The following is a 634-nucleotide window of genomic DNA, read 5'->3' as shown; positions in this document are numbered from 1 at the left end:
GGCTGCGGGGTCACCACCGGCATCGGCGCCGTCCTCAACACGGCCAAGGTCGAGATCGGCGCCACGGCGGCCGTGTTCGGGCTCGGCGGCATCGGCTTGAACGTCATCCAGGGCCTGCGGCTGGCCGGCGCCGACCGGATCATCGGCGTCGACATCAACGACGACAAGAAGGCGTGGGGCGAGAAATTCGGCATGACCCATTTCGTCAACCCGACGCAGGTGGACGACGTGGTGGCCGAGATCGTCAATCTGACCAAGCGCGGCGCCGACCAGATCGGCGGGGCCGACTACACGTTCGACTGCACCGGCAATGTCAAAGTGATGCGCCAGGCGCTGGAAAGCGCCCATCGCGGCTGGGGCGAGAGCATCGTCATCGGGGTGGCCGGCGCCGGCCAGGAGATTTCGACCCGGCCGTTCCAGCTCGTCACCGGCCGCACCTGGAAGGGCACCGCCTTCGGCGGCGCCAGGGGCCGCACCGACGTGCCGAAGATCGTCGACTGGTACATGGACGGCAAAATCTCCATCGACCCGATGATCACCCACACGCTCACCCTCGACGAGATCAACACAGGCTTCGATCTCATGCACAAGGGCGAAAGCATCCGAAGCGTCGTCGTGTTCTGAGCCGGGGAGG

Annotated in this window: 1 protein-coding gene; it reads left to right on the top strand. The window is 66.4% G+C overall.

Going from position 1 to position 634, the window contains the following annotated elements:
* A partial coding sequence (locus EP380_RS23410) for a zinc-binding dehydrogenase (RefSeq protein ID WP_164749975.1) occupies positions 1–624 on the top strand: 624 nt, incomplete at its 5' end.
* Positions 625–634: the final 10 nt, after the last annotated feature.

Source organism: Nitratireductor alexandrii, assembly GCF_004000215.1.
Taxonomy (GTDB): Bacteria; Pseudomonadota; Alphaproteobacteria; order Rhizobiales; family Rhizobiaceae; genus Mangrovimarina; species Mangrovimarina alexandrii.
Note: the sequence above shows the minus strand (reverse complement) of the source record. Positions and strands in the feature narration are given on the sequence as shown.